This window comes from Variovorax sp. P1_H2, assembly GCF_056405295.1.
The window spans coordinates 124477-151102 of record NZ_JBFUCJ010000002.1 but is presented as its reverse complement, the minus strand read 5'-3'; the positions used below and the strand labels follow the sequence as shown (position 1 = coordinate 151102).

The following is a 26626-nucleotide window of genomic DNA, read 5'->3' as shown; positions in this document are numbered from 1 at the left end:
CCTTCGATCCGGATCGAGGCGGCCGGCACGCCGCGCGCCACCAGGTAGTCGCGGGTGCTGGCGGCACGCGCGATCGACAGCGGGTTGTTGATCGCGTCGGTGCCGGTGCTGTCGGTGTGGCCGATGATGCGCACCTCGGCGTTCGGGTTGTTGCGCAGGCCGCTCGCGAACTGGTCGAGCACCGGCGAGAAATTGGGCTTGATCGCGGCCCGGCCGACATCGAAGGAGATGTCGCTCGGGATCGCCAGCTTGAGCTCGTTGTTGGCGGTCTGGGTCACGGCCACGCCGGTGCCCTGGGTGGCGGCTTCCATCTGGCGCTTCTGGTTTTCCATGCGCTGCGACCACAGGTAGCCACCGGCCGCGCCGGCCAGTGCGCCGACCGCGGCGCCGGTGCCGATGGCGTTCCGGTTGCCGCCGGTGGCCGACCCGATCGCCGCGCCGGCGAGCGCGCCCACGCCAGCCCCGATGCCGGTGTTGCGCTGCGTCTCGGTCATGCCGGTCCCGGTACCGGTGCCGGCGCAGCCCGCGAGAACGAGTGCCGCGGCGCAGGTGGCGAGTACGAATTTTTTCATGTCGATCCTATTCGAGGTGCAAAGCGATGAAGGACCATTATCCCGAGCGCGATGGGCCGAAAAGCTGCCCCTGCCATGCCGCCCTGTCACGCAGTTGAAGCATCGGGCACTGCAAACGCTTGCTGTGCCTTGCTATGGCGCTATATTTTTGATAGCTTGTAGTGCGCTGGCCGACATCCCGAAGCGGCCTCGGACTACGGCGGGTCAATCGCGTTTCGAGGGGGCGTCGCTGTCCTGCGTGTCGTCCAGCTCGCCGCCCTTGCGGCCCGAGAACATGGTCCACCAGACGATCAGCACCAGCAGGATTCCGGCCCCGAGGGCTTCAAGCAAAATCAGACCCATGAACAAAGGACTCCGGTGGCTGGTGGGACTTGCGATCGTAGCAACGCTCGCCGGCTGCAGTTTCAGCACACGACAGCCCGACTTTCCGGCGGCAACGCCGAGCGGGACTCCGGCCGCACCCCGCGATCTCGGACCCCTGACCGGATCGCTCGCCCATCCCAAGAGCCGCTGGACGCCGGTGCCGTGGTCCGAATTGCCCGGCTTCAACGAGGATGCGCTGCACGAAGGCTGGGTGGCGATGGTCTCCAACTGCGCACGGCCGAACGCCGCCATGGCGCCGCTGTGCCGCGAGGTCCGCCAGCTTGCGCTGGCCGAGCCGGACCAGCAGCGCGAGTGGATGCAGCAGCGGCTGCAGCCGTTCCGCATCGAGCCGCTGGCGGGTCCGAGCGATGGCAAGCTCACCAGCTACTACGAGCCGGTTTTCGACGCCTCGCGCCGCCCGACCGCGACCCACACGGTGCCGCTCTACCAGGTGCCCGCCGGACTGGTCGCCAAGCGGCCCTGGTACACGCGCCAGGAGATCGACACGCTGCCGCAGGCCCAGACTGCGCTGCGCGGCCGCGAGATCGCCTGGCTGGCCGATCCGATCGACGTGCTGATGCTGCACATCCAGGGCTCGGGGCGGCTGCGCGTCACCGAGGCCGACGGCTCGCAGCGCATGGTGCGCGTGGCCTTCGCGGCCACCAACGAGCAGCCCTACCGCAGCGTGCAGCAATGGCTGGTGAGCCAGGGCGCGACCAAGGTCAGCCTGTGGCCGGACGACACCAAGCAGTGGGTGGCGCAGAACCCCCAGCGCCTGTCGCAGCTGCTGTGGAGCAATCCGCGCTACGTGTTCTTCCGCGAGGAGCCGCTGAGCGAGGTGGATGCCGCTTCGGGGCCGGTGGGTGCGCAGGGCGTGCCGCTGACGGCCGGCCGGTCGATCGCGGTCGACCGCGACAGCATTCCGTACGGCACGCCCGTCTGGCTCGCCTCGCCGGGGCCGGCGGTACCGATGGCCAAGCTGGTGGTCGCGCAGGACACCGGCAGCGCCATCGTCGGCGCGGTGCGGGCCGACTACTTCGCCGGCACCGGTGCCGATGCCGGCCGCGTCGCGGCGCGCGTGAACCAGCCCCTGCGCTTGTGGGCCCTCTGGCCGAAATAAGGCTCGCCCCCAGGTTGCCCGGCACTGCGTGTCCGGGCGCCCACCCCCTACCGGGGGCGCAGCCAGTGGCCCGGCGAAGCCGGTTCCACGGCTGCCCACCAACAAGCGGGCTGTGCTGCGCACAGCCGCCGAAATCGGGCGCTGGATCTGTGGCCGGCGTAGCCAGGCCCGTTGGTGAAACACCGCGGAACTGGCTTCGCCAGGCCGGTGGTGTTGCCCCCGGCAGGGGGCGGGCGAGCTACACGAAGTGAGCTCAACCTGGGGGGGAGCAACATGACGGCAGCGGCAACGCGGTCTTGTAGCGCACCTGCTTGAGCGCGAAGCTCGAACGGATCTTCTCGATGCCGGCGATCGGCGCCAGCTGCTCGAGGATGAACTTCTCCAGCGCGGCGATATCGGCCACGGCGACGCGGATCAGGTAGTCGCTGTCGCCGGTCATGAGGTAGCACTCCATCACCTCGTCATGCTCCGCGATGCGCTGCTCGAAGTCGGCCAGCGACTGCTTGCTTTGCGTCTTCAGGCTGATCGAGATGAAGACATTGAGACCGAGCCCCAGCGCGCCGGCGTCGACCAGCGCCACGTAGCGCCGGATGACGCCGCCCGCCTCGAGCGCCTTGACCCGCGCCAGGCACGGCGAGGGCGACAGGTGGATGCGGCGCGCCAGTTCGACATTGGACAAGGCGCCGTCGCGCTGGAGCTCGTCGAGGATGCACAGGTCGATCGCGTCGAATTGCATGAAATGCCGTCGAATGACAAAAATGCGGAATTCTATGCGGCGAACCCTTTGATGAAGATGTGGAAACAGCACCCCATTTCACCCGGCCCGGCCTAAATTGCGGCCTATGAACGCCCCGATCCCTTCCGACCACTTGCGCGCCCCAATCGACATGCCCCTGCACGATCCCGACCCCGTCGAAACCGCCGAATGGCGCGCCGCCTTCGTCGCGCTGGCCGAGGCGCATGGGCCCGGGCGGGCGCGCTGGATGCTCGACGAACTCGCGCGGCTGGCGCGGGCGCAGCGCATCGGCTGGGAGCCGGACCTGTCGACGCCCTACGTCAACACCATCGCCGTCGACGCCCAGCCGGCCTTCCCCGGCGACCTCGCGATGGAGGAGCGCCTGGCCTCGCTGATGCGCTGGAACGCGCTGGCGATGGTGGTGCGCGCCAACCAGGCCTACGGCGAGCTCGGCGGCCACATCGCCAGCTACGCCAGCGCGGCCGACCTGTTCGAGACCGGCTTCAATCATTTCTTCCATGCGCGCACGGACGCCGAGCCGCGCCGGGCCGCCCCAAGCGGCGAGCGCCCCCCGAGGGGGGGCAGCGACCCACACGAAGTGGGGGAGCGTGGGGGGCAACACCTTGGCGACCTGGTGTTCTTCCAGCCGCACAGCGCGCCGGGCGTGTATGCGCGCGCCTTCCTCGAAGGCCGGCTCGGTGAAGACGACCTGACCCACTACCGGCAGGAGCTCACGGCGCCGGCCTTTACCGAAGGCAAGGGCGCACGCGGGCTGAGCAGCTATCCGCATCCGTACCTGATGCCGGACTTCTGGCAGTTCCCGACCGGCTCGATGGGCATCGGGCCGATCAGCTCGATCTACCACGCGCGCTTCATGCGCTACCTCACGCACCGCGGTCTGCTCGACTGCGAAGGCCGCAACGAGAACGGCGTACACGTCGACAAGCGACGTGTGTGGGGCGTGTTCGGCGACGGCGAGATGGACGAGCCGGAATCGATGAGCGCGCTGACCCTGGCGGCGCGCGAGAAGCTCGACAACCTGGTCTGGGTCGTCAACTGCAACCTGCAGCGCCTCGACGGCCCGGTGCGCGGCAACGGCCGCATCATCGACGAGCTCGAGAAGCTGTTCGCTGGCGCCGGCTGGAACGTCATCAAGCTGGTCTGGGGCAGCGACTGGGACGGCCTGTTCGCGCGCGACCTCACCGGTGCGCTGGTGCGTGCCTTCGCGAACACGGTCGACGGCCAGATGCAGACCTTCGCGGCCAAGGACGGCCGCTACAACCGCGACACCTTCTTCGGCCAGAACGAGGAACTCGCGCGGCTCGCCCAGGGCATGACCGACGAGCAGATCGACCAGCTCAAGCGCGGCGGCCACGACCTCGTGAAGATCCATGCCGCCTATGCCGCGGCGGTGGCGCACCGCGGTCGGCCGACCGTGATCCTGGCCCACACCAAGAAGGGCTACGGCATGGGCAGCGCGGGGCAGGGCAAGATGACCACGCACTCGCAGAAGAAGTTCGACGACACCGACCTGATCGCCTTCCGCGACCGCTTCAGGCTGCCGCTGTCCGACGCGCAGGCCACCACGGCGGCCTTCTACAAGCCGGCGGACGACAGCGCCGAGCTGCGCTACCTGCAGGCCAGGCGCGCCGCGCTCGGCGGCAGCATGCCGCGCCGCGTGACCGGCTGCGAGGTCGTGGCCAAGCCCGACATCACGGCCTATGCGCAGTTCGCGGTCGGCGCCGCCGGCAAGGAGATGAGCACCACGATGGCCTTCGTGCGCATGCTCGGCAACCTCATGAAGGACCCAGCGCTGGGCCCGCGCGTGGTGCCGATCGTGGCCGACGAGGCGCGCACTTTCGGCATGGCCAACCTGTTCAAGCAGGTCGGCATCTATTCGAGCGTGGGCCAGCGCTACGCGCCGGAAGACATCGGCTCGGTGCTCTCGTACCGCGAGGCGACCGACGGCCAGATCCTCGAGGAAGGCATCAGCGAGGCCGGCGCCATCGCCAGCTGGACGGCCGCCGCCACCAGCTACAGCGTGCACGGGCTGGCGATGCTGCCTTTCTACATCTACTACTCGATGTTCGGCTTCCAGCGCGTCGGCGACCAGATCTGGGCCGCCGCCGACCAGCGGGCGCGCGGCTTCCTGCTCGGCGCCACCTCGGGGCGCACCACCTTGGGCGGCGAAGGGCTGCAGCACCAGGACGGATCGAGCCACCTGATCGCCGCCACCATACCGAACTGCAAGGCGTACGACCCGGCCTTCGCGGGCGAGATGGCGGTGATCGTCGATGCCGGCATCCGCGAGATGATGGTCGAGCAGAAGGACGTCTTCTATTACGTCACGCTGATGAACGAGAACTACGCGCAGCCCGACCTGCCGGCGGGCGTGGAGGCCGACGTGCTGCGCGGCTGCTATCGCTTCGACGGCTGGCCCGGCGCGCAGCCGGCCGGTGCGAAGGCGCAGGTCAGCCTGCTCGGCTCGGGCGCGATCCTGACCGAGGTCGTCAAGGCCGCGCAGCAGCTCGCGGCCGAGGGCATCACGGCCGAAGTCTTCAGTGTCACCAGCTGGAGCGAACTGGCCCGCGACGGCCGTGCCTGCGAGGCGCGGTCCCTGGCGGGCGAGGCCGAGCCGGGCACGCCGTTCATTGCGCGGCAGCTGGCGGGCGGCAGCGGCCCGGTCATCGCCGCGACCGACTACGTGCGCAGCGTGCCCGAAAGCGTCCGCGCTTTCCTGCCCGAGGGGCGGCGCTTCCTCACGCTCGGCACCGATGGCTTCGGCCGCAGCGACACCCGCGCCGCCTTGCGGCAGTTCTTCGGGGTCGATGCGCAGAGCATCGCGCGCGCCGCACGTCACGCGCTCGGATCGCGCTGAGGGCCCTATGATGGGCGCGCGCGAAGCGCGAACCCTTCCAGGACACCTCATGAACAAAGCAGGACTGATCGGCCTGGGCGCCATGGGCGCGGGCATTGCGGCCACGCTGCGGGATCGCGGCTACGAGATGCACGTCTGCGACGCGCGCCCCGGCGCCGCGGTTCGCTTCGCCGAAGCGGGCGGCGTCGCCTGGGCCACGCCGGCGCAGGTCGCGCACCGCTGCGAGGTCGTGATCTCGGTCGTGGTCAACGCCGCCCAGACCGAGGACGTGCTGTTCGGCGAGGGCGGCGCCGCCGCCTCGATGAAGCCCGGCAGCGTGTTCGTGATGTGCTCGACCGTCGACCCGAACTGGTCGATCGCGCTCGAGGAGCGCCTGGGCGCACTGGGCATCCTCTACATCGACGCGCCGATCTCGGGCGGCGCGGCCAAGGCCGCGAGYGGCCAGATGACCATGATGAGCTCGGCCCGGCCCGAGGCCTACGCGCGTGCCGATCCGGTGCTCGACGCCATGGCCGGCAAGGTCTACCGGCTCGGCGACCGCGCGGGCGCGGGCAGCAAGGTCAAGATCATCAACCAGCTGCTGGCGGGGGTGCACATCGCGGCGGCGGCCGAGGCGATGGCGCTGGGCCTGCGCGAGGGCGTGGCGGCCGAGGCGCTGTACGAGGTCATCACCCACAGCGCCGGCAACAGCTGGATGTTCGAGAACCGCATGGCGCATGTGCTGGCCGGCGACTACACGCCGCTGTCGGCGGTCGACATCTTCGTCAAGGACCTCGGGCTGGTGCTGGACACCGCGCGGGCCAGCAAGTTTCCGCTGCCATTGGCGTCGACCGCGCACCAGATGTTCATGCAGGCATCGACGGCCGGCTTCGCGAAGGAGGACGACAGCGCGGTGATCAAGATCTTCCCGGGCATCGCGCTGCCCGGCCGCACCGAGCCCTCCTGATCCTCCCTATCATCGAACCATGCCCCGCTTCGCCGCCAACCTGTCCATGCTCTATCCGGAGCTCGATTTCCTCGACCGCTTCGAGGCCGCAGCCAAGGACGGCTTCGGCGCCGTCGAGTACCTGTTCCCCTATGCCTACGCGCAGCGCGAACTCGCGTCGCGCTTGTCGGCCAACGGACTGAGGCAGGTGCTCTTCAACGGTCCGCCCGGCGACTGGGAGCGCGGCGAGCGTGGCCTGGCCTGCCTGCCCGGACGCGAGGCGGAGTTCCGCGAGGGCATCCTCCATGCGATCGACTACGCGGCGGCGCTCGACTGCCCGCGCATCCATGTCATGGCCGGCCTGGTGCCCGAGGGCGTCGAGCGCGAGACCGTGCAGCCGACCTATCTCGAGAACCTGCGCTGGGCCGCGGTCGAAGCGGCGAAGGCCGGCCGCGACCTGCTGATCGAGCCGATCAACACGCGCGACATCCCGCGCTTCTTCCTGAACCGGCAGGACCATGCGCACGAGATCGTCGAAGCCGTCGGTGCGCTCAACGTGCAGGTGCAGATGGACCTCTACCATTGCCAGATCGTCGAGGGCGACGTGGCCATGAAGATCCGCAAGTACCTGCCGACCGGCCGCGTCGGCCACTTCCAGATCGCCGGCGTGCCGGAGCGCCACGAGCCCGACATCGGCGAGCTCAACCATCCCTACCTGTTCGACGTGATCGACGAGGTGTCGGCGCAGTGCGACTGGCAGGGCTGGGTCGGCTGCGAATACCGGCCGCAGCGCGGTGCGGTCGCCAACGGCACCTCCGCCGGGCTCGGCTGGCTGCGCGCCTTGCCACGCACTTCGCGCGCATGAGGCTGGAAGCCGTCCGCATCCCGCCGCGCCTGCGGGGCTTCGCGGCGGGCCAGGCCGAGGTCTTCGACGTCACGCTGGCCGGCGACCGGGTCGAGGCCGTCGCCACCAGCCTTCAACCGGCGCGCGGCACCCTGCTCGGCGCGATGGTCGACGCCCATGCCCACATCGACAAGAACTACACCGTGCGCGAGGCCGGCGCGGCCGAGGGCAACCTGTTCGCGGCGATCGAGCGCATGGCGGCGCATCGCACGGGCTGGACCGCGGAGTCGCTGCGTAGGCGCATGCAGCGGGCGCTGAACGAAGCCTGGCTCGCCGGCACGCGTGCGCTGCGCACCCATCTCGATTGGGGCGGCGCCGACGCGCCGACCTCGCTGGCGGTGTTCGAGGCACTGCGCGACGAATGGCGCGGCCGCGTCGAACTGCAGTTCGTGGCGCTGACGCCGCTCGACCTGTTCGCCGAGGGCGCTGCCGGCGAACGCATCGCACGGGCGGTGCGGCGTGCGGGCGGGGTGCTCGGCGCCTTCGTCTACCGCAACGACGGCATCGTGCACAAGCTCGGCCGGGTCTTCGACCTGGCGCAGGAACACGGCCTGGCGCTGGACTTCCACGTCGACGAAGGGCTCGACGCCGACGCCGCCGGGCTGCGCACGATCGCCCAGCTCACGATCGCGCGCGAACTGCAGGGCCGCGTCAGCTGCGGCCATGCCTGTTCGCTGTCGGTGCAGGACGATGCCGCCGCCGCCGACACGCTGGCGCTGTGCGCGCAGGCCGGCATCCACCTGATCGCGCTGCCCAGCACCAATCTCTACCTGCAGGGCGCCTGGGACCGCACGCCGGTGCAGCGCGGCATCACGCGGCTGCGCGAGGCCGCGGCGCACGGACTGCGCCCGAGCCTTGCCACCGACAACGTCCAGGACGCCTTCTATCCCTACGGCGGCTACGACCTGCTCGAGACCTTCGGCCTCGGCGTGCAGATGGCGCACCTGGCGCCGGCCGCCGACTGGCTCGACGCCATCACCGTGAGCCCGGCCCGGGCGCTGGGACTGGCCTGGGACGGACGCATCGCCCCGGGCTGTCCGGCCGACCTGGTGCTGCTGGCCGCGACCGACGAATACGAACTGCTGGACCCGCGCGGCCGACGCCGCACCGTCATCCGGGCCGGCCGGACCCTGGAGAACACGCAATGAGCATGGGCAAGCCAATGGCCAACTACGCGGCCGCCAGGCGCGTCGGCGATTTCGTCTTCATGAGCGGGGTGGTCGCGGTCGATCCGGCCACCCGCCGCGCGGTGGCGAGCTACGAGGACATTCCCGACGAAGCGCGCGCGGCCCTGCGCACGCTGGGCTACGCCACCGGCCAGATGTCGGTCGACGTCTTCGAGGCGGCGATCGTGGCGCAGAGCTGGTTCGTGCTCGAGCGCATCCGCCAGATCGCGGCCGAGCACGGCGGCACGATGGACGACGTGGTGAAACTGGTGCAGTACTTCCGCCGCCTGCCCGACTACGCGCCCTACAACCGCGTGCGCGGCCTGTTCTACCCGGGCCAGCCGCCGGTCAGCACCGTGGTCGAGGTGTCGCGCTTCCTGCCCGGGGACGAGGTGCTGGTCGAGGTCGAGGGCACGATGTACCTGCCGCAGGGCTGAGCCCGGGCGGGGATCAGGCCGGCGCCGGGCCGCCCCAAGGCGGCCTGCGGCCCCCTCGGGGGGCAGCGACCACACGAAGTGAGGGAGCGTGGGGGCCAGTCAATAAGGCTGGCCCAACTGTTCCAGCACCGCGGGGTTTTCGAGCGTGCTCACGTCCTGCGTCACCACCTCGCCCTTGGCGAGCGTGCGCAGCAGCCGGCGCATGATCTTGCCGCTGCGGGTCTTCGGCAGGTTGTCGCCGAAGCGGATGTCGCGCGGCTTGGCGATCGGGCCGATCTCCTTGCCGACCCAGGTGCGCAGCTGGTCGGCGATGCGCCGCGCCTCGTCGCCGCTGGGCAGCGGGCGCTTGAGCACCACGAAGGCGCAGACCGCCTCGCCCGTGGTGTCGTCGGGCCGGCCGACCACGGCGGCCTCGGCCACCAGGTCGGTCATCGCCACCAGGGCCGATTCGATCTCCATCGTGCCCATGCGGTGGCCGCTGACGTTGAGCACGTCGTCGATGCGGCCGGTGATGGTGAAGTAGCCGGTCTTGCTGTCGCGCGTGGCGCCGTCGCCGGCCAGGTAGTAGCGACCCTGGAACTCCTCCGGGTAGTAGCTGGCCTTGAAGCGTTCCGGGTCGTTCCAGATGGTGCGGATCATCGAGGGCCAGGGCTTCTTGACGACCAGGATCCCGCCCTGGCCCCAGGGCAGCTCGTTGCCGGCCTCGTCCACCACGGCGGCGTCGATGCCCGGGAAAGGCAGGGTGCAGGAGCCCGGCACCAGCGGCGTCACGCCGGGCAGCGGCGTGATCATGTGGCCGCCGGTCTCGGTCTGCCAGAAGGTGTCGAGCACCGGGCAGCGGCCACCGCCCACGTGGCGGTGGTACCACTCCCAGGCCGCCGGGTTGATCGGCTCGCCGACCGTCCCGAGGATGCGCAGGCTGCTCAGGTCGTAGTTGCGCGGATGCACCGCGTCGTTGCCCTCGGCCATCTTGATCAGCGAGCGGATCGCGGTCGGCGCGGTGTAGAAGACGCTGACCCGGTGGTCCTGGATCATCTTCCAGAAGCGGCCGGCGTCCGGGTAGGTGGGGATGCCCTCGAACACCACCTGGGTCGCGCCGATCGCCAGCGGGCCGTAGGCGATGTAGGTGTGGCCGGTCACCCAGCCGATGTCGGCGGTGCACCAGAAGACGTCGTCGGGGCCGAGGTCGAAGGTCCACTGGCAGGTCAGTGCGGCGTGCAGCAGGTAGCCGCCGGTGGCGTGCTGCACCCCCTTGGGCTTGCCGGTGGAGCCCGAGGTGTAGAGCAGGAAGAGCGGGTGCTCGGCGTCCACCCATTCGGGTTCGCAGACCGGCGGCTGGGCGGCCGCGAGGTCGGCCATCCACTGGTCGCGCGGTGCCTGGAAGGGCACCGCGCCGCCGGTGCGGCGCGTCACCAGCACGTGGCGCACGCTGTCGCAGCCGCCCAGGCCGAGCGCCTCGTCGACGATCGCCTTCAGCGGCAGCTGCTTGCCGCCGCGGACCTGCTGGTCGGCCGTGAGCACCACCACCGCGCCGGTGTCGGCGATGCGGTCGCGCAGCGAGGGCGCCGAGAAGCCGCCGAAAACCACCGAATGGATCGCGCCGATGCGGGCGCAGGCCTGCATCGCCACCACGCCGTCGATCGACATCGCCATGTAGATCACGACCCGGTCGCCGCGGCCGACGCCCAGGGACTTCAGCACGTTGGCGGTGCGGCAGACCCGGGCCAGCAGGTCCTGGTAGTTGATCCGCGTCACGGCGCCGTCGTCGGCCTCGAAGACGATGGCGGTCCTCTCGCCCAGGCCGTTCTCGACGTGGCGGTCCAGGCAGTTGTAGGAGGCGTTGAGCGTGCCGTCCGGGAACCATTCGAAGAAGGGCGCGCGGCGCGCGTCCAGCACCTGGGTGAAGGGCTTCTTCCAGGCCACGAGCTCGCGTGCCAGGCGTCCCCAGTAGGCCTCGGGATCGGCCTCGGCCTCGGCGACCAGCCGGTCGTAGGCGGCGCGGCCCGAGATTCGGGCGCGCCGCACGGTGGCCTCGGAGGGCGCATACAGCGTGGCAGTCGAAGCGGGGGAAGGTGTCGTAGTCATGTGGCGGTCTCCTGATGCAAGGCGTTCGGCTTGACGGGTGTCATGGTCGTCTCCGTCGAGGTGTTCAAGAATGCGAAGCCATAGGATGTCCGACGAACATTGCAGGAGACACACCCAAACATGACGAATGTTTGCAACCGGGGCGGGAGCCCGCTGTGATCCGCACGCCCGCGCCTGCGCCCGCCCCCCTGGAGCGCTACCTGACGCTGCAGACCGGGCTCGACCTGCTGGACCAGGGGCTGTCGATCTTCGACGGCGACCTGCGCCTGGTGGCATGGAACCGCGCCTACGTCCGCCTGCTCGGCTTCACGGACGAGATGGTCTACCTGGGGGCGCCGTTCGAGAGCTTCATCGGCTTCAACGCCCGGCGCGGCGAGTACGGCCCGGGCGACCCGGACCAACTGGTGGCCGAGCGGGTGGCGGCGGCGCGCCATTTCGCGCCGCACGAGATCGAACGGGTGCGGCCCGGCGGGCGGGTGCTGCGCATCCATGGCGAGCCGGTGCCGGGCCATGGCTTCGTCACGCTCTACTCGGACATCACCGAGCAGCGCCGCTCCGAGGAGATCATCCGCCGCCACAACGCCGAACTCGAGAGCCGGGTGGCGTCGCGGACCGCCGAACTGCAGCGCAGCGAAGAGCGGGTGCGGCTGATCATGGACTCGATCCCGGCGCTGGTGGCCTACTTCGACCACCGGCGCGTCTACCGCTACCTCAATCGCGGCTACCACGACTGGTTCCGCGTCGACACCACGCGGCCCGAGTCGGTCAGCGCCAGGGTCTTCCTGGGCGATGCGGTCTACGCGCTGATCAAGCCGCAGGTGCTGCGCGCGCTCGCCGGCGAGGCACAGAGCCTCGAGTACGAGCTCCAGACCTGCGACGCGCGCCGCCTGTGGGTGCGCACCTCGCTGGTCCCGCAGCGCAGCGCCGAGGGCGCCGTCGTCGGCTGCTTCGAGCTGACCTTCGACATCACGCAGGAGCGCCGCTCGCAGGCGCTGCTGGCGCGGGCCCAGAAGCTGGAGTCGCTGGGTCAGCTGACCGGCGGCCTGGCGCACGATTTCAACAACATCCTGACGGTGGTGATCGGCAACCTGGCGGCGATGGCGGAGGCCCGGCCCGCCGATCCGGCGCTGGGCGAGTACGTGCAGCCCGCGCTCGATGCGGCGCGGCGCGGGGCCAACCTGGTGCGGGGCCTGCTGAGCTTCGCGCGGCGCCAGCCGCTGCAGGCGGCGGCGGTGCACGTCGGCGCGCTGCTCGACACCGTGGCCCGGCTGGTGCGGCGCTCGCTGCCCGAGACCCTGCGGCTCGACATCGAGGTCGACGAGGCGCCGCTGTGGACCTGGATCGACGCCACGCTGCTCGAGCAGGCGATGCTGAACCTGGTGCTCAATGCCCGCGACGCCACCGGTCCCGAAGGCCGCATCACGCTGCGGGCGCGCCGCGCCCGGATCGACGCCGCGGTCGCCACGCCGCTGCAGCTGTCCGCAGGCGACTGCGTGTGCATCGAGGTCGAGGACGACGGCGCCGGCATGGACGCCGACACCCTGGCGCACCTGTTCGAGCCCTTCTTCACCACCAAGCATCCGGGCCGCGGCACCGGGCTCGGCATGGCGGTGGTCTACGGCTTCATCAAGCAATCGGGCGGCGCGATCGACGTGCGCAGTGCGCCCGGCTGCGGCACCATGGTGTCGGTGTGGCTGCCGGCCGCCGATCCTTCGCCGGGCGACGGCGCGGACGCTGCCGGCAGCGAGACCGCCGGGACGCCGGCCGTGTCCATGGGGCTGGCGCTGCTGGTGGACGACGACGCGCAGGTGCGGCGCGTGATCCGGCGCAGCCTGCTCGAGCTGGGCTACTCGGTGCTCGAAGCCGACGACGGTGCCGGTGCCCTGAGCCTGCTCGAACACACGCCCGGCATCGCGCTGCTGCTGTCCGACGTCGTGATGGCGGGCGGCATCGATGGCCTGAGCGTGGCGCGGGCGGCCCGCGAGGGCGGCCGGGCTCGCTCCGTGGTGCTGATGAGCGGCTATGCGCCGGGAGACTTGTCGTTGCAGGCCGACTTTCCTATGCTGACGAAGCCCTTCAGCACGGCACAGCTGGCGCGGGCGATCGAGGAGGGCACAGGATGAGCGAGTACCGTGGCACCGGCCTGACGACCCACCGCACGGCGGCCGACGAGGCCCACCTGCCGTCGCTGGTCTTCGTGATCGAGGACGACCCGGCCGTGGCCCGGCTGGTGCTCTCGACCCTCGGCGAGTTCGGTTTCAATTGCGAGGGCTTCTCGAACGGCGCCAGCGTGCTGCGGCGGCTGCAGGTCGAGAAACCCGACCTCTGCATCGTCGACCTCGGCCTGCCCGACATGGACGGCATCGACCTCATGCGGCGCATCAACGCGGCATCGAATGCGGGCGTGCTGATCCTCACGGGCCGCGGCCATCCGGCCGACCGGGTGATGGGGCTCGAGCTCGGGGGCGACGACTACGTCACCAAGCCCTTCGAGGCCCGCGAGCTGGTGGCGCGGGTGCGCAGCATCCTGCGGCGCCGCAGCCTGGCGCCGGGCCAGGCCACCGGCCAGCGGCGCTACGCCTCGTTCCTGGGCTGGCGCATCGACTGCGCGGCCAACGTGCTGCGCGCGCCCGACGGCAGCGAGCACCTGCTGGGAACGGCCGAGACCCAGGTGCTGCGCTGCTTCGTCGAGCGTCCGCACCAGATCCTCACGCGCGAACAGCTCATGGGGGCGCGCGACCTGCTGCCCACCGACCGCAGTATCGACGTTCGCATCTCGCGCCTGCGCCGGAAGATCGAGCCCGACCCGCACGAGCCGGCCATCATCAAGACCGTCTACGGCGCGGGCTACCTGTTCGCGGCGAACGTCAGCTGGGAGTGAGCGGGCGGCATTCGGCGCGCATTGCATCGCAATGTGACGAATGATTGCACCGCGCCCCGCGCACGGAGGCCGCATTCCAGAATCGCCCGGACCGATGTCCAGGAGACGAATCATGAGCGACCCCGTGGTGGATAAGATCCAGTCGAACCCCAAGTACCTCGAGCTGCGCCGCAAGCGAACCCGCTTCGGCTGGTGGCTCACGGCGCTGATGATGGTCGTGTACTACGGCTACATCGCGCTGATCGCGTTCAACAAGCCCTTCCTCGCGCAGCCGATCGGCGGCGGCGTGACCACCATCGGGATCCCGATCGGGCTCGGCGTGATCGTCTTCACGATCCTGATCACGGCCGTCTACATCCGACGCGCCAACGGCGAATTCGACCGCCTGACGGCCGAGATCATCCGCGAGGCCACACGATGAAAGCGCGCCACCTCACCCTCGCGGCGCTGCTGGGCGGCGCCTGTTCGCTGGCCTCGGCGGCCGGCGCCGATCTCGGCCAGGCGGCCAAGCAGCCGACCAACTGGATCGCGATCGCGATGTTCTCGGGCTTCGTGCTGCTGACGCTGTGGATCACCAAGTGGGCGGCTTCCAAGACCAAGTCGGCGGCCGACTTCTACACCGCCGGCGGCGGCATCACGGGCTTCCAGAACGGCCTGGCGATCGCCGGCGACTACATGTCGGCGGCTTCCTTCCTCGGCATCTCKGCCGCCGTGATGTCGACCGGCTACGACGGGCTGATCTATTCCATCGGCTTCCTGGTCGGCTGGCCGGTCATCACCTTCCTGATGGCCGAGCGGCTGCGCAACCTGGGCAAGTTCACCTTCGCCGACGTCGCCGGCTACCGTTTCCGGCCCGGACCGATCCGCGCCTTCGCGGCCTCGGGCACGCTGGTGGTGGTGGCCTTCTACCTGATCGCGCAGATGGTGGGCGCCGGCCAGCTGATCAAGCTGCTGTTCGGGCTCGACTACTGGGTGGCGGTGGTGATCGTGGGCGCGCTGATGATGGTCTACGTGCTGTTCGGCGGCATGACCGCCACCACCTGGGTGCAGATCATCAAGGCGGTGCTGCTGCTGGCCGGCGTGAGCTTCATGGCGCTGATGGTGCTGGCCGCCTTCGACTTCAGCCCCGAGGCGCTGTTCGCCAAGTCGGTCGAGGTGCGGACCGGGATCGCGGCCAACGGCGGCAAGAGCCCGGTCGAGGCTGCCGCCATCGGGCTGCGCATCATGGGCCCGGGCGGCTTCGTGAAGGACCCGGTCTCGGCGATCTCCTTCGGCATCGCGCTGATGTTCGGCACCGCCGGCCTGCCGCACATCCTGATGCGCTTCTTCACGGTGCCCGATGCCAAGCAGGCGCGCAAGTCGGTGTTCTGGGCCACCACCTGGATCGGCTACTTCTACCTGCTGATCTTCATCATCGGCTTCGGCGCCATCACGCTGGTGCTGACCAACCCCGAGTTCGCCGACGTCGCGACCGGCACCATCAAGGGCGGCGGCGGCGCGGCCAACATGGCGGCGGTGCTGGTGGCCAAGTCGGTCGGCGGCAACGTCTTCTACGGCTTCATCTCGGCGGTGGCTTTCGCCACCATCCTGGCGGTGGTGGCGGGCCTGACGCTGTCGGGCGCCTCGGCGGTGTCGCACGACCTCTATGCGACGCTGATCAAGAAGGGCAAGGCCGACAGCCGGGCCGAGCTCAAGGTGTCGCGCATCACCACGGTGGCGCTGGGCATCATCGCGGTGCTGCTGGGCATCGCCTTCGAGAAGCAGAACATCGCCTTCATGGTGTCGCTGGCCTTCGCGGTGGCGGCCTCGGCCAACTTCCCGGTGCTGTTCATGTCGGTGCTGTGGAAGGATTGCACCACGCGCGGCGCGGTCATCGGCGGCACGCTGGGCCTGGTCTCGTCGGTGGTCCTGACCATCGTCTCGCCGTCGGTCTGGGAGGCCACGCTGGGCCATCCGGCGGGCTCGGCCTGGTTCCCGTACGCCTCGCCGGCGCTGTTCTCGATGACGCTGGCCTTCCTCGGCATCTGGTTCTTCTCGATCACCGACCGCAGCCGCCAGGCGCAGCAGGAGCGGGCGGCCTTCCCGGCGCAGCAGGTGCGCTCGGAAACCGGGCTCGGGGCCTCGGGAGCCTCGGGGCATTGAGGGGGGCGCTCAGGCCGGCGCCGGGCCGCCCCAAGGCGGCCTGCGGCCCCCTCGGGGGGCAGCGACCACACGAAGTGAGGGAGCGTGGGGGCCAGTCAGGCCGGCGCCGGGCCGCCCCAAGGCGGCCTGCGGCCCCCTCGGGGGGCAGCGACCACACGAAGTGAGGGAGCGTGGGGGCCAGCTCACGCCAGTGCACGCAGCTTGATGAAAGCCAGCGCCGCCATCACCGCATCGTTCAGCGCATCGTGCGCGGGGCGCTGCGGCAGGTCCAGCGCGGCCATGATGGCGGCGAAGCGCAGGTCGATGTCGCCCTCGCGCAGGTGCGGCGAACGGCGCCGGTTCACGTAGTCGTAGTAAAGCGCCGAGACCTCGATCTTCGGCTGCGGCAGCCCCATGCCCAGCATCGGGAACAGCACGCGGTCGATCATCGCGACGTCGAACTCGAGGAAGTAGCCCACCAGCGGCCGGCTGCCGATGAAATGCATCAGCAACTGCACCGCGGCCTCGGCCGCCAGGCCCTGCGTGAGGTCGCGCTCGCGCAGCTGGTGCACGCGCACGCTGCCGGTGGCGACGCTGCGGCGCTCGGGCCGCACCAGCAGCTCCAGCCGCTCGCTGCACATCACGCGGTTGCCGCGGATGCGCACCGCCGCGATGGCGACGATCTCGTCGCGCCGCCTGTCCAGCCCGGTGGTCTCGCAGTCGATCGCCACCCACTCGTCGGCGGGCGGCAGGTCCCACATGAAACGAAAGCGCGGATCGCCCAGGTGCTGGAGCAGCCACCAGCGCTTGAAGGCGGAGAACCAGGCGGTCACAACGCATCCAGCCGGAAGCTCAGGCGCAGCATGCGGCGGAAGCGCTTGACCACTTCCAGCGTGTCCTTCAGCAGGTCGCGTTCGAGGCTGCTCATGCGGGCCGGATCGACCTGGCCCGTCACCTCGTGTCCCGCCTCCTGCTCCGCCAGTCCGGCCTTGAGCCGCAGGCCCATGAAGAAATAGAGGCTCTCGAGCACGTCGGTGGCGAGTGCGCGCTCGATGTGGCCGCCGGCGGCCAGGGCCTCCAGGCGCGCCGCGGTGGCGCTCGCGTCCAGTCCGGCGCGCAGGGCCAGGCTGCGCACGCCGTGCACGATCGGGAACAGGCCCTGCTTCTTGATGTCGAAGCGCTGGCCGTTCTGCTCGCCGAGGGTCAGCAGGCGCTGCCACCAGCGCGGATCGTCGGCGAAGGCGTCGATCGCCGCGGCGAAGCGCGCCAGCATGGCGTCGTTGTCGGTGGCCAGCGAGAACAAGCGGGCCCGCACGCCGGCCAGCAGCGCGGGGTCGCMGCACACCGCATGGGCATCGAGAAAGATCGCCAGCGCCATCAGCCGCTCGCCGTCGGCCTGCAGCAGCCATTGGCAGGCGCGTTCGCCGAACTCGCCTTGGCTGCCGCGCCACTGCGGGTTCGAGACCATGATGCCGCCGGGGCATTCGGGGTAGCCGAATTCGATCAGCGTGCGCGTCAGTCGGGCGCAGATGTCATCCAGCTCGGCCGGCGGCGCATAGCCGTCGCGCAGCAGCAGGCCGTTGTCCTGGTCGGTCTTGAGCAACTGCTCGCCGCGCCCCTCGCTGCCCATCACGAACAGGCAGCTGTTGGCGACCAGCTCGGGCGGCGCGATCAACTCCCAGGCGCGCTGGAACAGCTGGGCGTTGAGCGCCTGCACCAGCGTGGCGATCTGTCCGACCCGGGTGCCGCCGCCGTGCAGCAGGCCGACCAGCTGCGTGACGTGCCGGCTGGCCCGGGCCAGGGCCTCGAGGTCCTGCGCCTCGACGATCTCGCGGTTGATCAGGTAGGAATGGTTGGAGAGGAAGCTGAACAGGTCGAGCGCCTCCAGCACGCCCAGGACCTCGCCGCCGCCATTGCCGGCCATCACGACCACGCGGTGCACCTTGTGCCGCACCATGACGGTCAGCGCGTCGCCCACCGGGTCGGTGGCATCGACCGAGATCAGGCCGAAGCTGCTGACCTCGCGCACCGGCAGTTGGTCCAGCGGCGAGCCGTGCAGCACCGCGCGCTGCAGCGCGGTCACGGTGAAGATGCCCAGGCGCGGCGCGGCGCCGGCCAGGTCGCGCACCAGCACGTTGGTGCTGCGCTCGGCCTGCAGCAGGCGAACCACCGAGAGCACGTCGAGGTCGGCGTCGACGAAGTGCGGCGCCCGCATGGGGATCGCGTCGACCCGGGCCAGTGTGAGCGACTGCAGTTCGTGCTCGCCGTGGCGGCCCGCGATGGCGGCCAGCTTGTTCGACAGGTCGGAGAACAGCAGCGCGCCGAAGGTCGCATTGCGCGCGATCAGCTCGTTCACCGCCTCGCGCGCCAGCTGGTAGGCCAGCACCTCCTCGGCGGCGACGAAGCGGCCGCTGACCTGCCCGGCCACCAGGCTGCGGCCGTCGAAGGTGTCGTGCGGGCCGAAGCGGGCCACCGGCTCGGTTTCGCCCGGCGCGAACTGCTGCACGAAGCCCTTGATCACGACGAACAGGTGGGTCGGCGCCATGCCCGTCTCGAGGATCGCCTCGCCCTCGCGGAAATAGGCGATGTCGACCTGGGCGCGCACCCGCTCGCGCTCCTCGGGCGTCAGGCAGTCGAAGGGCGAGTGGTCGAAATCGAAGGCATTGGGCATGGCGGGGGGGCGCCGTCAGGAGGGCACGAACCCGATGATCGATCACATCCCGCTGCGGTGCCACCCCGCGGCGTCAAGCTTTCGCGCGGTTTCTCCTGCAAGCGGACGCCGGCGCCCCCTTGAGGAAGGTGCGGCGCGATTCGGCCAGCGGCCGCAAGCGCGGGTCGGCCGAGGGGGCACTCGTCGTCCCTCTTGATAACGGCCCTCCTTGGGCCTATAAGTCATTCATGGTTCCTTGACTCGTCGCAAGGCGAAACGGAGTGCGCCATGAAGAGACGCATCTATTGGCTGATGCCGGACCTGGCCAGCGCCAGGCGGGCCATGCGCGATCTTGTGCAGGCGCGCGTCGATGTCGCGCACATCCATTTCGCCGGACCCGAAGGCATGGACATGGCCGGCCTCCACGCGGCCAACGTGTGGCAGACCTCGGACGTCCTGCATGCGACCAAGACCGGATGGTTGCTCGGCAGTGCCTGCGGCATCGGCGCCGGCCTCGTGGCCGCACTGCTCCTTCCGTTCGCCGGCGAAGACCCCCAATGGGAAAATGCGGTGCTGGTCGCCGTCCTCGGGGGCGTGGTCGGTGCCTGGTCCGCCAGCATGGTTGGCATTTCGATTCCGAGCCCGCGGCTGCAGCGCTTCGAGGGCGCCATTGCGCAAGGCCGGATCCTGCTGATGGTGGACCTGCCGGCTTCGCGTGTGCAGGAGGTCGAGGACTTGCTGCAGACCACGCATCCGGAAGCCCGCTTCGAGGGCGAGGAAGGGCACATCCCGGTGTTCCTCTGAAGCCCGAATCCGCCCACCCAGATACCGATATCGATGCCAAGCCCAGGGACTGCACATGATCATGGCCGTCGCCCTGCTGCTCATCGTCATCGGCTCCGTGCTGTTCCATTTGTTCAGTCCGTGGTGGACGACGCCTCTGGCGTCGAACTGGCAGTCGATGGACGACACGCTGACCATCACGCTGGTGATCACGGGGTTCTTCTTCGTCGCGATCAATCTCTTCGTCGTGTACACGCTGGTGCGCTTCCGCCACCGCGAAGGCCGCCGCGCCGCCAATGAGCCCGAGCACAGGAAGCTGGAGCGCTGGCTGATCGGCGGCACCACCGTGGGCATCGCCGCCCTGCTGGCGCCCGGCCTGGTGGTCTACGCCAACTACGTGCGCTCGCCGCATGACGCGCTGGTGCTCGAGGTGCTGGGCCAGCAGTGGCAGTGGCACTACCGCTTTCCGGGCGCCGACGGCAAGCTCGGCGCGACCGATGCGCGCTTCGTCAAGGGCGACAACCCTTTCGGGCTCGATCCCGCCGACCCGGCCGGGCAGGACGACATCCTGGTTGCCGCCGCCGAGGTGCACCTGCCGCTGGGCAAGCCGGTGCTGGTGCTGCTGCGCGCGCATGACGTGCTGCACGACTTCTATGTGCCGCCCTTCCGTGCGCGCATGAACATGGTGCCGGGGCAGGTCAGCCGCTTCTGGTTCACGCCGACGGTGGTGGGGCGCTACGAGGCGTTGTGCGCGCAGCTTTGCGGCGTGGGGCATCCCAACATGCGCGGCTTCGTGGTGGTGGAGGACGAGGCGAGCTTCCACGCCTGGCAGGCGGCGCTGCCGACCTTCGCGAAGACACAGGTCAAGGCCTCGGCTGCAGCGGCCGGCGGCGGTCCCGAGGCGAGTGTCGAGCAGGGCCGCGCGCTGTCCGAATCCAAGGGTTGCGTGGCCTGCCACACCGTCGACGGCAGCCCGCGCGTCGGGCCGACGTGGAAGGGGCTCTACGGCAAGACCGAAACCATGGCCGACGGCTCCACCGCGAAGGTCGACGAGGCCTATCTGCGCAGCTTCATCCTCGATCCGCAGGCCCGCCAGGTGAAGGGCTTCCCCCCGGTGATGCCCAAGATGGAGCTGACGGACGAAGAACTGGCCGCGCTGGTGGCCTACATCCAGAGTCTCGGCAGCCAGCCCGCGCCGGCCGCGACCGAACAGAAGGCGCAGCGATGAACCCCTCCCCTGCGATCCACGACGAAGACGCCGGCCACCCGGCGCCGACAACCTTCCTGACGCGCTACGTCTGGAGCCAGGACCACAAGGTGATCGCGGTGCAGTACGCGTGCACCGCCATCGCGGTCGGTGTGGTGGGGCTGGTGCTGTCGAACCTGATGCGGCTGCAGCTGGGATTTCCCGGGCAGTTCGAGTTCATCAACCCCGAGCGCTACTACCAGTTCGTGACGATGCACGGAATGATCATGGTGATCTACCTGCTCACCGCGCTCTTTCTGGGCGGCTTCGGCAACTACCTGATCCCGCTGATGGTGGGCGCGCGCGACATGGTGTTCCCCTACCTCAACATGCTGAGCTTCTGGGTCTACCTGCTGTCGGTGGTGGTGCTGGTGGCGAGCTTCTTCGTCGCCGGCGGGCCGACCGGCGCGGGCTGGACGCTGTATCCGCCGCAGTCGATCCTGCCCGGCACGCCGGGCCATGAGGCCGGCATCGTGCTGATGCTGGTGTCGCTGGTGATCTTCATCGTGGCGACGACGATGGGCGGGCTGAACTACGTGACCACGGTGCTGCAGGCACGCTGCGAAGGCATGACGCTGCTGCGCATGCCGCTCACGGTGTGGGGCATCTTCGTGGCCACCATCCTGGCGCTGCTGGGCTTTCCGGCGCTGTTCGTCAGCGGCGTGATGCTGCTGCTCGACCGCACGCTGGGTACCAGCTTCTTCATGCCGGCGCTGGTGTCGATGGGGCAGATGGCGGGCTACAAGGGCGGCAGTCCGCTGTTGTTCCAGCACCTGTTCTGGTTCTTCGGCCATCCGGAGGTGTACATCGTGGCGCTGCCGGCCTTCGGCATCGTCTCGGACCTGATCAGCGTGCATGCGCGCAAGAGCATCTTCGGCTACCGGATGATGGTGTGGGCCATCGTCGCGATCGGCGTGCTTAGCGTCGTGGTGTGGGCGCACCACATGTTCGTCGCCGGCATGAATCCGTATTTCGGCTTCTTCTTCGCGACCACCACGCTGATCATCGCGGTGCCGACCGCGATCAAGGTCTACAACTGGCTGCTGACGCTGTGGCGCGGCGACATCCACCTGTCGGTGCCGATGCTGTTCGCGCTGGCCTTCGTGTGCACCTTCGCGATCGGCGGGCTCACGGGGCTCTTTCTCGGCAACGTGAGCGTGGACATCCCGCTGTCGGGCACCTACTTCGTCGTCGCGCACTTCCACATGGTGATGGGCGTCGCGCCGCTGCTGGTGGTGTTCGGCGGCATCTACCACTGGTTCCCGAAGATCACCGGCCGGATGCTGGACGACCGGCTCGGGCAACTGCACTTCTGGATCACCTTCCTCGGCACCTACCTGATCTATTTCCCGATGCACTACCTTGGCGTGCTCGGCATGCCGCGGCGCTACTACAACTTCGACGGCTACAAGTTCATTCCAGAATCGGCCTTCACGCTCAACACCTTCATCACCGTGGTGGCGTTGATCGTCGGCGTGGCGCAGGTGCTGTTCATCGTCAATCTGGCATGGAGCGCCTGGCGCGGCCGGCCGGCGAGCGCGAACCCGTGGCGCGCCGCATCGCTCGAATGGCAGACGCCGACGACGCCGCCGGGGCACGGCAACTGGGGGCCGCGGCTGCCGGTGGTGTATCGGTGGGCCTACGGTTACGGCACGCCGGGCGCCAAGGAGGACTTCGTGCCGCAGAACGCGCCGCCCGAGGCCGGCGGCATGGAGCCCGAGCCGCACGGCAAGCGTGAGGACGAGGGCCGGGGAGCACTGGCATGAGCCGCCGGGCCGCTCCCAAGGCGAATACCGAAGCGCTGCTGCGCGAAGGTACTCCAGTGAGCGCCGCGCCGGGCCGCCCCAAGCAAGCTCGCACCGCAGTGCGCAGCACGGAGGTTGCTCTATGACCGCGTCTTTGGTCGTCGCGCCCTTCGACCGTGGCGGCGGGCCGCGCGACGCGCACGCGAGCGCGGCCAGCATCGGGTTGTGGGTGTTCCTGGGCGTGGTCACCACGCTGTTCTCGCTCTTCGCGTTGGCCTACGTGATGCGCATGAACAGCACGGATGCGGTGACGCTGACCTTGCCGTGGCAACTGTGGCTCAGTACCGCGCTGCTCGTCGCGGGCAGCGTGACGCTGCAACGTGCCAGCGCGGCGGCACGCGATGCGGCGCCGGCATCGGCACGCCGCCTGCTGCTGGCCGGCGGCTTGTGCGCGATGGCGTTTCTCGGCGTCCAGCTGTGGGCCTGGCAGGCGCTGTGGAGCGCGCAGGTGATGCCGGCGGGCAATCCGGCCGGCAGCTTCTTCTATCTGCTGACCGCGATGCACGGGCTCCATCTGGCGGGCGGGCTCGTCGGTTGGGCCTGGACGGCCGGCGCGGTCTCGCGCGAACCTGCGAGCGCCGCGTGGCGCATCGCGCTGTGCGCGCGGTACTGGCACTTCATGCTCGGGGTGTGGCTCGCGCTTTTCGCCATGCTCGGCTGGGTGACGCCGGAAGTGGCGCGCTTCATCTGCGGCACAAGCTGAGGAGGCCATCATCATGCGCAACGCGACCCTTGCCTCTGCATCCGCCAGCCCCGCCGTCGCGGTGAGCGGCTGGCGCGGCCTGGTTGCCGACTGGTCATCCGATCGCCAGGCCTTCCACGTCTCGTGGGGCAAGGCGATGATGTGGATCTTCCTGCTGAGCGACACCTTCGTCTTCAGCTGCTTCCTGACCGGCTACATGACGGTGCGGGTCTCGACCACCGTGGCCTGGCCCAACCCGAGCGAGGTGTTCGCGCTGCATGTGGCGGGCGCCGACATTCCGCTGCTGCTGATCGCGATCATGACCTTCGTGCTGATCAGCAGCAGCGGCACGATGGCCATGGCCGTCAATTTCGCCTACCGCCGCGACCGCGTGAATGCCGCCACCCTGATGCTCGTGACCGCGACCTTCGGCGAACTCTTCGTCGGCATGCAGGCCTTCGAGTGGTCCAAGCTGATCATCGAGGAAGGCGTGAGGCCCTGGGGCAATCCGATGGGGGCGGCGCAGTTCGGGTCGACCTTCTTCATGATCACGGGTTTTCACGGGCTGCACGTGTCGGCCGGCGTGGTGCTCTTGTTCATCGTCGCCTTCAAGCTGATCCGCGGCGACTACGAGCGGACCGGCAACTACCAGATCGTCGAGATCACGGGCCTCTACTGGCACTTCGTCGACCTCGTGTGGGTGTTCATCTTCGCGCTGTTCTACCTGTGGTGAGGTCCGCCATGAATCCAGGCACCAGTCAACAACACCCGATCAGCCTCTACCTCAAGATCTGGGGGCTGCTGTTCGTGCTCAGCACGCTCTCGTACCTGGTCGACTACTTCCACTTCCAGGGCTTGATGCGCTGGGGTCTGATCATCACCTTCATGCTCCTGAAGGCGGGCTTGATCGTGGCGGTCTTCATGCACATGGCGTGGGAGCGGCTGTCGCTGGTCTACGCGATCCTGCTGCCGCCGCTGTGCCTGCTGGTGCTGGTGGGGCTCATGTTCGCCGAGGCGGGCCACACCTTCTTCGCGCGGCTTCTGTACTTTCACTGAGCAGAAGGGAATGCCGACCTGGCCTGGGCGTTCGGCTGCCTCGGTTCCAACCCTTCAGCGATGGCCGATGTAGCGCGTCACCACCGGCAGCGTCTCGCCCTGGTGGAAGGCCAGCCGCCGCTCCCGCAAGGCCATGTCGGCCGCGGTCGCGCGGTGGAAGCGGCGCAGGTGTTCGGTCCATGACTCGTCGACGATCTGCTCCAGGTAGCGTCCCGGTTCGGCGATGTCGTGCAGCAGCTCCCAGCCGATCGCGCCCTGGCTCAGCCGCGCGCGGCGGGTCTGGTGCATCACGAGGTGGAAGGCGGCGGCGCGGGCCGGGTCGATCAGGTATTCGACCGTGATCACCACCCGGCCGGCCTCGTCCGGCGCGCTGGCCGGCGGACCGGCCGCCCAGCCGTGCTGCGCCGGTCGGGTGTCGTCGTCCTCGCCGGTGCCATCGGTCACGTAGCGCAGCGCCAGCCACATGCACGCCACACCGGTGGCCGCGGCGGTGCCCAGGCTGACGTAGATCGAGCTGAGTTCCGCCACCTGGCCCCAGAGGGCCGCGCCCAGGGCGCTGGCGCCCATGATCGCCATCTGGTACATCGACATGCCGCGCGCGCGCACCCAGTCGGGCAGCGCCAGCTGGGCCGACACCGAGAGCGAGTTGGCGACCGTGATCCAGGCCATGCCGCCGAGGAACATCGCGGGCACGGCGACCCAGGCGTTCGGCGCCACCGCCATGACGGCAGTGGCGCCCGATTGCAGCAGCATGCCGCGCAGCACCAGCTGGTCGCGCACCAGGGCCTGGCGCAGCCGCGGCAGGAACAGCACCGCCACGATGGCGCCCGATCCCATCGCCGCCAGCAGCAGCGTGAAGGTGCCGGCGCCGCCGCCCTTGAGGTTGCGCGCCAGCAGCGGCAGCAGCGCCAGCAGCGCGGTCGAATGCAGGAAGAAGATCGAGATCCGGGCCAGCACCGCGCGCATGCGCTGCGACTGGCGCACGAACTGCACGCCGACCCGCATCGCGCTGATCAGCCGTTCGCGGCCCAGCGGGTTGGGCGTGTGCTCGCGGCGCCAGTGCAGCACGACGAAGCCCGAGGCCACGCACAGCACCGCATTGAGCGCGAAGACCCACACCGTGCCCGCGCTCGCGATCAGCGTGCCGGCCACCAGCGGGCCGATGATGCGCGAGGCGTTCATCGAGATGCCGTTGAGGCCGAGCGCCGCCGGCAGGTGGCTGCGCGGCACCAGCTCGGGGACGATGGCCGAGAACACCGGCCAGCGCAGCGCCAGGCCGACACCGTTGGCGAAGGTCAGCGCCAGCAGCAGCGGCGCGCTCATGAGGTCGAAGACCACGGCCGCGCACAGCACCACCGCGGAGCCGGCGAGCCAGAACTGGGTGGCGACCAGCCAGCGCCGGCGGTCGAGGATGTCGGCCAGCGCGCCGCTCGGCAGGCCGAGCAGGAACACCGGCAGGGTCGAGGCCGACTGCACCAGAGCGACCCAGATCGGCGAAGTGGTCAGCGAGGTCATCATCCAGGCCGCCGCGACGTCGTTCATCCACATGCAGACGTTGGCGATCAGCCAGGTGCTCCACAGCATGCGGAACACCGGGATCTTCAGCGGTTCGAGGGGGCCGACGCGCGGAGTTGGCACGGGGGCGGAGGCGACGGGGGTTTCCTGGGGCGAGATCGGCATCGCGGTCTATTGTCTGCGGCCGTGCCGGGCGGCGGTGTCGGCCGGGCGCGCAGGCGCCAGGTGCGCCAGCGGCAGGGCATGGCTGGCCTTCACCTCGCCGAGCGAGAAGCTGGTGTGAAGGTCCTTCACGTTCGGCAGGTTCAGCAGGTGCTTGAGCGCGAAGCGCGAGAAGCTGTCGAGGTCCTGCGAGACCACCTGCAGCTCGAAGGTGCCGGTGCCGCTGATGTAGTGGCAGGCGATCACCTCGGGCAGCTTGCGGATGGCGTCCTCGAGCGCGCGCGTGGCCTCGCCGGACGAGCGCTCGGTGTCGACGCGCACGAAGGCCAGCACGCCGAGCCCGATCTTGTGGCGGTCGATCTCGGCGTGGTAGCCCTTGATGAATCCGGCTTCTTCGAGCGCGCGAACCCGCCGCCAGCAGGGCGCCGCCGACAGGCCCACGCGCTGCGAGAGCTCGGCGTTGGTCAGGCGGCCGTCGGCCTGCAGTTCTTGCAGGATCGCGAGGTCGAACTTGTCAATGCTTTCCATTTGTCGCCATT

Annotated in this window: 24 protein-coding genes; 16 read left to right on the top strand and 8 right to left on the bottom strand. The window is 69.6% G+C overall.

The features are described 5' to 3' along the window. Positions 1 to 572 (bottom strand): YiaD family glycine zipper/OmpA-like lipoprotein (locus AC1D2E_RS01870; RefSeq protein ID WP_478195812.1); only part of this gene is annotated, 572 nt, incomplete at its 3' end. Between the two features lie 204 nt (positions 573 to 776). Further along, a complete protein-coding gene (locus AC1D2E_RS01865) occupies positions 777 to 914 on the bottom strand; it encodes a hypothetical protein (RefSeq protein ID WP_478173873.1) in 138 nt (45 codons plus the stop codon). Here AC1D2E_RS01865 and mltA point away from each other — a divergent pair. Continuing rightward, a complete protein-coding gene (gene mltA / locus AC1D2E_RS01860) occupies positions 913 to 2055 on the top strand; it encodes a murein transglycosylase A (protein WP_478195811.1) in 1143 nt (380 codons plus the stop codon). The two genes, AC1D2E_RS01865 and mltA, sit on opposite strands and share 2 nt — an antisense overlap. A 253-nt stretch (positions 2056 to 2308) precedes the next feature. Here the strand turns inward: mltA and AC1D2E_RS01855 are convergent, their stop codons facing one another. Continuing rightward, entirely contained in the window at positions 2309 to 2791 is a 483-nt protein-coding gene (locus AC1D2E_RS01855; RefSeq protein WP_478195810.1) for an Lrp/AsnC family transcriptional regulator, read from the bottom strand. A gap of 106 nt (positions 2792 to 2897) precedes the next feature. Here AC1D2E_RS01855 and aceE point away from each other — a divergent pair, with 106 nt between their 5' ends. The 5 genes from aceE to AC1D2E_RS01830 are packed head-to-tail and all read left to right on the top strand — an operon-like array spanning position 2898 to position 9101. Next, positions 2898 to 5669, top strand: coding sequence for a pyruvate dehydrogenase (acetyl-transferring), homodimeric type (aceE, locus tag AC1D2E_RS01850; protein WP_478195809.1), 2772 nt, complete (start codon positions 2898 to 2900; stop codon positions 5667 to 5669). A 49-nt stretch (positions 5670 to 5718) separates the two neighbouring features. Next, a complete protein-coding gene (ltnD, locus tag AC1D2E_RS01845; RefSeq protein WP_478195808.1) occupies positions 5719 to 6615 on the top strand; it encodes an L-threonate dehydrogenase in 897 nt (298 codons plus the stop codon). A 19-nt stretch (positions 6616 to 6634) separates the two neighbouring features. Next, positions 6635 to 7459, top strand: a complete 825-nt coding sequence (gene otnI / locus AC1D2E_RS01840) for a 2-oxo-tetronate isomerase (protein WP_478195807.1) — start codon at positions 6635 to 6637, stop codon at positions 7457 to 7459. Further along, complete coding sequence (locus tag AC1D2E_RS01835; protein WP_478195806.1) at positions 7456 to 8646, top strand: amidohydrolase family protein; 1191 nt, start codon at positions 7456 to 7458, stop codon at positions 8644 to 8646. Before otnI ends, AC1D2E_RS01835 begins: the two co-directional genes overlap by 4 nt. After that, on the top strand, positions 8643 to 9101 hold the full coding sequence (locus AC1D2E_RS01830; protein WP_478195805.1) for a RidA family protein: 459 nt from the start codon (positions 8643 to 8645) through the stop codon (positions 9099 to 9101). The genes AC1D2E_RS01835 and AC1D2E_RS01830 overlap by 4 nt, the downstream gene beginning before the upstream one ends. A 99-nt stretch (positions 9102 to 9200) precedes the next feature. Here AC1D2E_RS01830 and acs read toward each other — a convergent pair whose 3' ends face one another. After that, entirely contained in the window at positions 9201 to 11186 is a 1986-nt protein-coding gene (gene acs / locus AC1D2E_RS01825; protein WP_478195804.1) for an acetate--CoA ligase, read from the bottom strand. 155 nt (positions 11187 to 11341) lie between these two features. Between acs and AC1D2E_RS01820 the strand changes: the two genes are divergently transcribed. The 4 genes from AC1D2E_RS01820 (at position 11342) to AC1D2E_RS01805 (ending at position 16209) form a co-directional block, all read left to right on the top strand. Beyond that, positions 11342 to 13309, top strand: coding sequence for a hybrid sensor histidine kinase/response regulator (locus tag AC1D2E_RS01820; RefSeq protein WP_478195803.1), 1968 nt, complete (start codon positions 11342 to 11344; stop codon positions 13307 to 13309). Continuing rightward, entirely contained in the window at positions 13306 to 14067 is a 762-nt protein-coding gene (locus tag AC1D2E_RS01815; protein WP_478195802.1) for a response regulator transcription factor, read from the top strand. Before AC1D2E_RS01820 ends, AC1D2E_RS01815 begins: the two co-directional genes overlap by 4 nt. A 112-nt stretch (positions 14068 to 14179) precedes the next feature. Then, positions 14180 to 14488: a DUF485 domain-containing protein gene (locus tag AC1D2E_RS01810; RefSeq protein WP_478195801.1), complete on the top strand. Its 309-nt coding sequence runs from the start codon at positions 14180 to 14182 to the stop codon at positions 14486 to 14488. Then, entirely contained in the window at positions 14485 to 16209 is a 1725-nt protein-coding gene (locus tag AC1D2E_RS01805; RefSeq protein ID WP_478195800.1) for a cation acetate symporter, read from the top strand. Before AC1D2E_RS01810 ends, AC1D2E_RS01805 begins: the two co-directional genes overlap by 4 nt. Positions 16210 to 16391: 182 nt before the next feature. On the opposite strand, the gene AC1D2E_RS01800 is transcribed toward AC1D2E_RS01805, so the two are convergent. Both AC1D2E_RS01800 and AC1D2E_RS01795 read right to left on the bottom strand, forming a co-directional pair. Beyond that, on the bottom strand, positions 16392 to 17021 hold the full coding sequence (locus tag AC1D2E_RS01800) for a 3'-5' exonuclease (protein ID WP_478195799.1): 630 nt from the start codon (positions 17019 to 17021) through the stop codon (positions 16392 to 16394). Continuing rightward, the gene (locus AC1D2E_RS01795) at positions 17018 to 18859 is read right to left on the bottom strand and encodes a putative nucleotidyltransferase substrate binding domain-containing protein (RefSeq protein WP_478195798.1); all 1842 of its coding nucleotides are present in this window, start codon (positions 18857 to 18859) and stop codon (positions 17018 to 17020) included. The genes AC1D2E_RS01800 and AC1D2E_RS01795 overlap by 4 nt, the downstream gene beginning before the upstream one ends. Before the next feature lie 267 nt (positions 18860 to 19126). Here AC1D2E_RS01795 and AC1D2E_RS01790 point away from each other — a divergent pair, with 267 nt between their 5' ends. The 6 genes from AC1D2E_RS01790 (at position 19127) to AC1D2E_RS01765 (ending at position 24410) form a co-directional block, all read left to right on the top strand. After that, positions 19127 to 19642, top strand: a complete 516-nt coding sequence (locus AC1D2E_RS01790; RefSeq protein ID WP_478195797.1) for a DUF1269 domain-containing protein — start codon at positions 19127 to 19129, stop codon at positions 19640 to 19642. Between the two features lie 55 nt (positions 19643 to 19697). Beyond that, the gene (locus tag AC1D2E_RS01785; protein WP_478195796.1) at positions 19698 to 20849 is read left to right on the top strand and encodes a cytochrome c oxidase subunit II; all 1152 of its coding nucleotides are present in this window, start codon (positions 19698 to 19700) and stop codon (positions 20847 to 20849) included. Beyond that, positions 20846 to 22633, top strand: a complete 1788-nt coding sequence (ctaD, locus tag AC1D2E_RS01780; protein ID WP_478195795.1) for a cytochrome c oxidase subunit I — start codon at positions 20846 to 20848, stop codon at positions 22631 to 22633. Before AC1D2E_RS01785 ends, ctaD begins: the two co-directional genes overlap by 4 nt. A 121-nt stretch (positions 22634 to 22754) precedes the next feature. After that, on the top strand, positions 22755 to 23375 hold the full coding sequence (locus AC1D2E_RS01775) for a cytochrome c oxidase subunit 3 family protein (RefSeq protein ID WP_478195794.1): 621 nt from the start codon (positions 22755 to 22757) through the stop codon (positions 23373 to 23375). A 13-nt stretch (positions 23376 to 23388) separates the two neighbouring features. Continuing rightward, entirely contained in the window at positions 23389 to 24087 is a 699-nt protein-coding gene (locus tag AC1D2E_RS01770) for a heme-copper oxidase subunit III family protein (RefSeq protein WP_478195793.1), read from the top strand. 8 nt (positions 24088 to 24095) lie between these two features. Continuing rightward, the gene (locus AC1D2E_RS01765) at positions 24096 to 24410 is read left to right on the top strand and encodes a cytochrome C oxidase subunit IV family protein (protein WP_478195792.1); all 315 of its coding nucleotides are present in this window, start codon (positions 24096 to 24098) and stop codon (positions 24408 to 24410) included. 54 nt (positions 24411 to 24464) lie between these two features. On the opposite strand, the gene AC1D2E_RS01760 is transcribed toward AC1D2E_RS01765, so the two are convergent. Both AC1D2E_RS01760 and AC1D2E_RS01755 read right to left on the bottom strand, forming a co-directional pair. After that, positions 24465 to 26090 carry an MFS transporter gene (locus AC1D2E_RS01760; protein ID WP_478195791.1) on the bottom strand — a complete coding sequence of 542 codons (1626 nt, stop codon included), beginning with the start codon at positions 26088 to 26090 and terminating at the stop codon, positions 24465 to 24467. 6 nt (positions 26091 to 26096) lie between these two features. Further along, on the bottom strand, positions 26097 to 26615 hold the full coding sequence (locus AC1D2E_RS01755) for an Lrp/AsnC family transcriptional regulator (RefSeq protein ID WP_478195790.1): 519 nt from the start codon (positions 26613 to 26615) through the stop codon (positions 26097 to 26099). Positions 26616 to 26626 lie beyond the last annotated feature (11 nt).